This window comes from Polaribacter litoreus (assembly GCF_054584775.1).
Window position 1 is genome coordinate 74,239 of sequence record NZ_JBTLRD010000017.1, and the last position, 8,047, is coordinate 82,285.

8 protein-coding genes are annotated in these 8,047 nt (G+C 30.9%); 6 read left to right on the plus strand and 2 right to left on the minus strand.

The window, feature by feature from the left end:
- Nucleotides 1-7: 7 nt before the first annotated feature.
- Nucleotides 8-367, minus strand: coding sequence for a YraN family protein (locus ACW9UN_RS14205; protein WP_459486972.1), 360 nt, complete (start codon nt 365-367; stop codon nt 8-10).
- A 240-nt stretch (nt 368-607) separates the two neighbouring features.
- Between ACW9UN_RS14205 and ACW9UN_RS14210 the strand changes: the two genes are divergently transcribed.
- Nucleotides 608-1,294 carry a hypothetical protein gene (locus tag ACW9UN_RS14210; protein ID WP_459486973.1) on the plus strand — a complete coding sequence of 229 codons (687 nt, stop codon included), beginning with the start codon at nt 608-610 and terminating at the stop codon, nt 1,292-1,294.
- 61 nt (nt 1,295-1,355) lie between these two features.
- Nucleotides 1,356-2,186, plus strand: a complete 831-nt coding sequence (locus ACW9UN_RS14215; RefSeq protein ID WP_459486974.1) for a DUF1963 domain-containing protein — start codon at nt 1,356-1,358, stop codon at nt 2,184-2,186.
- Between the two features lie 62 nt (nt 2,187-2,248).
- Here ACW9UN_RS14215 and ACW9UN_RS14220 read toward each other — a convergent pair whose 3' ends face one another.
- Nucleotides 2,249-3,247: a S66 peptidase family protein gene (locus tag ACW9UN_RS14220; RefSeq protein ID WP_459486975.1), complete on the minus strand. Its 999-nt coding sequence runs from the start codon at nt 3,245-3,247 to the stop codon at nt 2,249-2,251.
- A gap of 135 nt (nt 3,248-3,382) precedes the next feature.
- Between ACW9UN_RS14220 and metG the strand changes: the two genes are divergently transcribed.
- From metG to ACW9UN_RS14240, 4 genes are all read left to right on the plus strand, one after another.
- A complete protein-coding gene (metG, locus tag ACW9UN_RS14225; RefSeq protein ID WP_459486976.1) occupies nt 3,383-5,458 on the plus strand; it encodes a methionine--tRNA ligase in 2,076 nt (691 codons plus the stop codon).
- A 101-nt stretch (nt 5,459-5,559) separates the two neighbouring features.
- Complete coding sequence (locus tag ACW9UN_RS14230) at nt 5,560-6,462, plus strand: histone deacetylase family protein (protein WP_459486977.1); 903 nt, start codon at nt 5,560-5,562, stop codon at nt 6,460-6,462.
- Nucleotides 6,463-6,709: 247 nt separating this feature from the next.
- A complete protein-coding gene (locus tag ACW9UN_RS14235) occupies nt 6,710-7,168 on the plus strand; it encodes a lipocalin family protein (RefSeq protein ID WP_459486978.1) in 459 nt (152 codons plus the stop codon).
- A 5-nt stretch (nt 7,169-7,173) separates the two neighbouring features.
- A complete protein-coding gene (locus ACW9UN_RS14240) occupies nt 7,174-7,878 on the plus strand; it encodes a YiaD family glycine zipper/OmpA-like lipoprotein (RefSeq protein WP_459486979.1) in 705 nt (234 codons plus the stop codon).
- The last annotated feature ends 169 nt before the right edge of the window (nt 7,879-8,047 follow it).

An 8,047-nucleotide genomic window follows, 5' to 3' on the forward strand; every position in this document is an offset into this window, starting at 1 on the left:
TGAGCATTTAGAAATGCAAGAAAGCGTCTTCTAAATGCTCTATTTTTGTTTCTTTTTTATTGGTGATGATAGCAATAATATCAAAACGAACCTCAACATCTAAATCTCTTTCTACCACATAATTATCGATTGCAGAAATGAGTAATTTTATCTTTTTAGGATTCACAAACTCCTCAGGATTTCCAAAATAAGCAGAAGTTCTTGTTTTTACTTCGATAGCTGCAAGCGTATCTTTTTTTTGCGCAATAATATCTACTTCCGCTTTTAAATATCGATAGTTTTTTTCTAGGATTTGGTAATCGTTTTTCACTAAAAAATCGATGGCTAATTGCTCTCCTTTTTTACCAAGTTCATTGTGTTCTGCCATACAACGAAGTTAATAATTATAACATAAATTTTAGAAGCGTCAAAAAGAGTTTAATAGAATAATTATTGAACATTAAAATGTTGAGGTTTCCTTTGAACTTTTCATCCCGAACTTGTTTCAGGATCTAATTAAAATACGTGTTATTTAAAATGATTAAAATCAATACGTAAATCCAATAGACTTGCTCTCAGGATATCCCATTTCGTGAAAATTTTTAATTAAATTTGTTAAAAACAAACCATGCACCAAACTACAGTTATTTCTTTTTTTAAATACAAAGGCTTTAAAAACTGTTGGCAGGCTTTAGCAAGAATGGGAAGACCACCAATAACTGTTGATAAAATTGAAGGTTTAACTTTCTTTAAACCATTAGGAACTGGCAGTGGAAATGGATTTTCTATACAACCAGATTTTTCTACCTATGGTTTTGTAACTGTTTTTGAAACTGAATCACAAGCTGAAATTTTTGTAAAATCAGATGCAATGCAACAATATAAAAATACAGCTTGTGATTTTAGTATCGTATTTATGAAAACCATAAAAAGTCATGGAGAATGGAGCAAACAAAATCCGTTTAAAAGCAGTACAGCAATGGATAAAAACAAACCATTAGCCGTAATTACAAGGGCTACTATTAAACCAAAATTAGCACATAAATTTTGGAAATACGTGCCTTCTGTTTCCAAATCTATGGATAATTATAAAGAGTTGGTTTACTCTAAAGGAATTGGAGAATTCCCGCTATTAATGCAAGCTACATTCTCTATTTGGAGTTCTGCAGAGGCAATGATAAACTACGCTTATCAGAATCCAAAACATGCAGAAATGGTAAAAAAAACGAGAGAATTACAATGGTATTCAGAAGAATTGTTTGCGCGTTTTGAACCCTATAAAGTAGAAGGGAATTTAATTCCTGATTTTTTGTAGGCGGTGTTATTGCTACTTTCAAATCATTCGTAAATTAGAAGAATTATAAACTGCAAATACAATGAGTTTTTGGAAAAGACTATTTGAAAATAAAAAGGATAAACAAAAAACCAAATCTCACGTTGATAAATACCGAATTGAACTGGAGAAATCGAATCTAAAAACAATTGCTGATTTAGAAAACTTAGTAAAGCCATTTATAAAAAATGCCATTAAATTCAACGTTTTGCCTGCATCAAGACCACCAGAGAATTCACAACTAATTTCTCATTTTGGTGGACAACCTTATTTTGAAAACGATGAGTTATGGCCAAAAAGTAAAAAAGGAAACTATCTAGATTTTATTTTTCAAGTTTTTAATGCAGATGGCGCACAATTGCCAAATGATATAGAACTCATTCAATTTTATTATGATTGGGACGAATCTCCTTGGGATACTAAAGATGATGGATGGTTAGTAAAGATTTACAAAAAAGTTGAAAAAGATAATGTATTATCTATTAATAAACCTGAAAAGTTAGGAAGGTCTAAATTTTGTAAAATAAATTTTGATACAGTTAAATCTTTACCTGATTGGGAAGGAATAGAAATATTCAGTAATCATGCTTCTAAACTGTCTTGTATTTTAAATGAAGATGAACCTTGGCTAAGTTATCAAAAAACAGTAACAAAACTAATTGGTGAACAAGATTATCAAAGTCAACTTGGTGGTTATCCAAAATGGATTCAAGGAGAAGATACTCCTTTAGATAATAAAGGAAATAAATTACAACTGTTATTTCAAATAGATTCTGAAGAAAATGCTCAAATTATGTGGGGAGATACAGGTTTAATTTATGTTTTTTATGATGAAAAATCAGAAAGAGTAGAATTTGTTTTACAGTGCTACTAAATGAGAAAATTAATAGAAAAGGCAAGCAATTGTCAAAAAATACATTTAGAGGCACTAAAAAGTTAATCTACAAAAACAACTGAATACTTTTTATTGCTATTGTCAATAAATAATTGAACATTCTTCCCAAAAATCAACGCTCTGTTATCAGCTTCATGGCCAGCAGGAAAATTAAAAAACACAGGAATATCTTCTGGAATGGCATCTAAAATCAATTGCTCTATAGAACTTCCCCATTTTGTAGAATTCTTTTTAATCAGGCTCATATTGCCTACAATAACTGCGTTTACTTTGGTAAAATAACCTGCACGTTTTAAACTTTGCAACATTCTATCAATAGCATATTTATACTCGCCAATTTCTTCGATAAACAAAATTTTATTTTCAGTATTTAACTGACTTTCAGAACCCAACATCGATGTTAAAATAGCTAAATTACCTCCAATCAATTGACCTTTAATTGTTGATGTATGATGTGTTCTATTGTATTTTGAAGATGGAATAACATAAGCAATTTCATCACCAAAAAGTGCTTTTTTAAAAGACGAAATGGTTTTTATAATTTCTTCAGGTGTTGACTCTAAACTTGTTGCCATCATTGCATGTAAAGTGGCTACACCCAAATTATGAATGTGATTGTGAAATGCAGTAATATCAGAATAACCAATAATCCATTTTGGATGTTGTTTAAAAGTGGTGAAATCTAATTTATCTAAAATACGTACAGAACCATAACCACCTCTTGCAGCCCAAATTGCTTTAACATTTTTATTGTCTAAAGCCTCTTGAAAATCTTGACAACGTTCATCATCTGTAGCAGAAAAATGATGATTTTGGTTAAACATATTTTTACCCAAAACTACTTTTAAGCCCCAACTTTCTGCTAATTTTTTGGCTTGTAAAACCACAGCTTTTCGATTGGGTTTTAAAATGCCTGCAGGCGCTAGAATTACAATTGAATCTCCCTTTTTTAAATAAGGAGGAGTTACTAATTTTTCTTGAGCTTTAATTGATGAAAAACTCATCAGTACAAAAGCTATAATTTTTAATATTTTTTTCAAAATAAGTCTTGCTTCTTGTTTCTAATAATCTTACAATCTAATTCGTGTAAATGTATCAATTTTCAATGGTTTTTAAAACCTTGTTTTTCGTACTTTTGCAGTTCGAAATTAGTCTACAAAATAAAGAGATATAGGATGAGTACTCCAAAAAGATATACAATTACAGCAGCTTTACCTTACACAAATGGGCCAATTCATATTGGTCATTTAGCAGGTGTGTATGTGCCTGCAGATATTTATGCGCGTTATTTGCGTTTAACTGGTAAAGATGTTGCGTACATCTGTGGTTCTGATGAACATGGAGTGGCTATACCTATGCGTGCTAAAAAAGAAGGGGTTTCTCCTCAAGATATTATTGATAAATACCACACTATTATTAAAAAATCGTTTGCAGATTTTGGTATTTCTTTTGATAATTATTCTAGAACATCATCTAAAATTCATCATGAAACTGCTTCAGATTTTTTTACAAAAATGTATAATGATGGCGAGTTTGTAGAAGAAGTTACTGCACAATTGTATGATGAAGAGGCAAACCAATTTTTAGCAGACAGATTTGTTGTGGGTACTTGCCCAAAATGTGGATTTGAAGAAAGTTATGGGGACCAATGTGAAAACTGTGGAACAAGTCATAACGCAACAGATTTAATCAACCCAAAATCTGCAATTACTGGTAATGTACCCACTGTTAAAGAAACAAAACACTGGTTTTTACCTTTAGATAAACATGAAACTTTTTTACGTGAATGGGTTTTAGAAGGACATAAAAAAGACTGGAAATCGAATGTTTACGGACAAGTAAAAAGTTGGGTAGAAGATGGTTTAAGACCAAGAGCCGTAACTCGTGATTTAGATTGGGGAATTCCTGTACCAGTAGAAGGTGCAGAAGGAAAAGTGTTATATGTTTGGTTCGATGCGCCTATTGGATATATTTCATCTACCAAAGAATGGGCTGCAAGAGAAGGCAAAAACTGGGAAGATTATTGGAAAAAAGACGATACCAAATTGGTTCATTTTATTGGGAAAGACAATATTGTTTTTCACTGTATTATTTTTCCAAGTATGTTAAAAGCCCATGGAGATTATATTTTACCTGATAATGTTCCTGCAAACGAATTTTTAAATTTAGAAGGCAACAAATTATCAACTTCTAAAAACTGGGCAGTTTGGTTGCACGAATATTTAGAAGAGTTTCCAAATCAGCAAGATGTTTTACGTTATACTTTAACTGCAAACGCACCAGAAAGTAAAGACAACGATTTTACTTGGAAAGATTTTCAAACTAAAAATAACAGCGAATTGGTTGCTATTTTTGGTAATTTTATCAATAGAGTTGTGGTGTTAACCAACAAATATTACCAAGGAATTGTACCAGTTCCAAATGATTTTACAGAAGTAGATGAGGATGTTTTAGTTGCTGTTAAAGAGTTTCCGAATATTATTGGTAAATCTATAGAACGTTACAGATTTAGAGAAGCTAGCCAAGAATTAATGAATTTAGCAAGATTGGGAAACAAGTATTTAGCAGATGAAGAACCTTGGAAAGTAATAAAAGTTGACGAAGAACGTGTACAAACCATTATGTATGTTGCTTTGCAAATTGCAACTGCATTGGCTGTAATTTCTGAGCCATTTTTGCCTTTTACATCAACAAAGTTAAAAGGAATTTTAAACCTAGATGTCATTTCGAGCGAAGTCGAGAAATCTCTAACCTGGGAGGATATTACAGAAAAAGATATTTTATTGCCTGCAAATCACGAAATAAACAAAGCTGAGTTGTTGTTTTCTAAAATAGAAGAAAAAACAATTGATGCTCAGTTAGAAAAATTACAAGCTACAAAATTAGCCAACGAACAAGAAAACAAAGTAGTAGAGCCACAAAAAGAAACCATTGAATTTGATGATTTTACCAAATTAGACATCAGAATTGGTACTATTTTAGAAGCTGAAAAAGTTGCCAAAACTAAAAAGCTTTTAAAACTTAAGGTTGATGTTGGTATAGATACAAGAACCATTGTTTCTGGAATTGCAGAAAGCTTTGCACCAGAAGATATTATTGGTCAGCAAGTGTCTGTATTAGTGAATTTAGCTCCAAGAAAAATTAGAGGAGTAGAAAGTCAAGGAATGATTTTAATGACGGATACTCCTGATGGTAAATTGGCATTTGTGAAGCCAGAAAAGGCTGTTAAAAACGGGCAAGCAGTTAGTTAGAAAATAAATTTTTATACATTTTTGATGATGATTTTCTTGTATTAATTTTAGCAAGAAAATCATTGTGAAAATTGATTTTATATTTGTAATTAAAATTCTTTATGCTAAAAATAGCATATCATCCTATTTACAATCATCCTTTAAAAGAAGGGCATCGTTTTCCTATGGAAAAATACGATTTGCTACCCCAACAATTGTTGTACGAAGGAACTTGCAAACCCGAAAATTTTTTTGAACCTGAAATACCCAATAACAAGCACTTTTTTACAGTTCACGAACCTGAATATTTTTTTGATTTATTAAACATCACTCTAAATCAAAAAGCGGCTAGAAAAATCGGTTTTCCTTTATCTGAAGTACTCATAGAACGCGAAATGATAATTGCTGATGGTACTATGAAAGCTTCAGAATTTGCGTTACAACATGGAGTTGCTATGAATATTGCTGGAGGTACACATCATGCATTTTCTAACAGAGGCGAAGCGTTTTGCTTATTAAATGACCAAGCTATTGCTGCAAAATATTTGCAACATAAAGATTTGGTTGATAAAATTTTAATTGTTGATTTAGACGTTCATCAAGGAAATGGAACTGCAGAAATATTTAGAAATGATACTTCTGTTTTTACATTTTCTATGCACGGAAAAGGAAATTATCCTTTTGAAAAAGAAAAATCTAATTTAGATATTGCTTTAGAAAATGATACAAAAGATGATGTTTACTTATCCATTTTAAAAGACACTTTACCAAAACTCATCGCCCAAGAAAATCCAGATTTTATCTATTATTTATGTGGTGTAGATGTTATTGAAACTGATAAATTAGGCAAATTAAGTTTGACTTTACAAGGCTGCAAAGAAAGAGATCGTTTTGTGTTACAAACTTGTTTTGATGCTCAAGTTCCTGTGATGTGCTCTATGGGAGGTGGTTACTCTAAAGATATAAACATTATAGTAAATGCACATGCCAACACCTTTAGGCTAGCACAAGAAATTTATTTTTAAACTATCCAATTAAGGGTTTAAAAGAACAATAATCTCAGTTTATCGAAAAAGTAAAGGTAAAACAAAATTATCGGATACATTTGTACTCTAGCAAAGAAACAAACGGTCCCCACAATTTTTTTGATATAGAATTACCAAAATAGAATTGTTTTGGTAATTCTTTTCTTTTGATAAGAAACATTTTTTATTGCTATTGAGTTAATAGAAAAGCAAAATTTAATCTTAATTTGTAGTAAACAAATATATTATGAAAAAAATATTATTAGTATTCTTAACAGCTGCATTTGTTGCATGCGCATCTTCAAAAACTATAAAAACGAAACATAAAATTATCAAAGGCAATTGGACCTTAACCAACATTACCTATAGCAAAACAGGAGCTTATAACGTTACCTTTTTTAATGATACAACTAAAGATTGTTTAGAAGGTAGTTCATGGAAATTTGTACCCAATAACAATACTGGCGTTTATACTATAAACGATACAGATTGCAATCAAGGAGATAGAGATTTTGTTTTTGTGATACAAGAAGTAGATGCTGTTTCTGGATATTTCGATTTTATGTTAAAGCCAAAAAATAGTAATGGTAATACAGGTTATAGAATTGATTTAAAAGAGTTGACACCAACTACTATGCTTTGGAGACAAAAAGTGAACGTAAACGGAACTCCTTTTTTAATTAATATGAACTTTATAAAACAATAAATACAATGAAAAATTTAATAAAAAAAATAGGCGCAATTACTTTAGCTTTAACCATCATCTTTACTTTTATAAATTGTGAAGCCACAAAAAATGCAAATAATAAACAAAAAGGAACTGTTATTGGTGCTGCAGGAGGTGCACTTTTAGGGGCTATTATCGGTAATAATGTTGGTAATGGAAAAAATGGTAAACTGGGTGCAGTTATTGGTGGTGTTATTGGTGGTGGAGCAGGAGTTTTAATTGGAAAAAAGATGGATGAGCAAGCCAAGAAAATAGAAACTGAAATTCCTGGGGCAAAAGTAGAAAGGGTAGATAATTCTATTGTTGTTACTTTTGATGAAAATAGTGGTGTTTATTTTGATACTAATAAATCTAATATTAATACAAAATCTAAAACTACTTTAGATAAATTAGCCAAAGTATTTATGGATTTTCCTGATACAAAAATTGTAGTAGTAGGTCATACAGATAGCTCTGGAAGAGATGATTACAATATGCTTCTATCAGAAAAAAGAGCAAAATCGGTGACTAATTATTTAATTAGCGATGGTATTGCTAGCTCAAGATTTGAAACACTTTGGTATGGAGAAACTCAACCAAAATTTGATAATTCAACGGCTGAGGGAAGAGCAAAAAACAGACGCGTTAATGTAGCTATAGTGCCTAATGAAAAAATGCAACAAGAAGCACTAAAAGACGCAAAACAGTAAGTTTCTACAGATAATCAGTTTTAAATAAACTTAAAATTCTGATATCAAAAAAAAAAAATAGAGGCTGTTTTACAACTTAATTCTACCATTTTGGTACTAAACCAAAAAGTGTGTAAGTAAAGTTATTCTGAAATTTTTCTAGAGCAATATTTCAATTGCTCAATGAGGA